The sequence below is a fragment of the Pseudomonas sp. SIMBA_041 genome, assembly GCF_046535095.1.
Taxonomy (GTDB): Bacteria; Pseudomonadota; Gammaproteobacteria; order Pseudomonadales; family Pseudomonadaceae; genus Aquipseudomonas; species Aquipseudomonas mucoides.
This window is the reverse complement of record NZ_JAWRXJ010000112.1, coordinates 1-333: the sequence shown is the minus strand read 5'-3', so window position 1 is coordinate 333 and position 333 is coordinate 1. Positions and strand designations below refer to the sequence as shown.

Annotated in this window: 1 protein-coding gene; it reads right to left on the bottom strand. The window is 61.3% G+C overall.

The features are described from left to right. The coding region (locus SB725_RS30475; RefSeq protein WP_410923070.1) for a c-type cytochrome at window positions 1-333 on the bottom strand (333 nt) is incomplete at both ends.

Below are 333 nucleotides of genomic sequence, written 5' to 3'. Positions count from 1 at the left end.
CGGCGGTCTTCGGGGTCTGCCAACCGGTCAGCACCACGTGAATCGACGAAACTGGATCGGCAGACAGCACGGCCGGGTTCTCCGACAGCGGCGGAAACACGGCGGAAAAGCCACGACCGTCGACCTGATGGCAAGCGGCACAAAACTGGAGATAGGCGAGACCGCCGCGGGTCGTCAACAGGCCCGTGGGTTCCTTGGTAGTGTGTTGCGCACCGGATGCCCGCTTCGCCTCCTCGCCAGGCGAATTCGCAGGCAGTGATGTCAGATATATCGCGATCGCACTGAGATCCAAATCGCTCGTGTATTGCGTGCTATGACGAACCACGTCGCTCA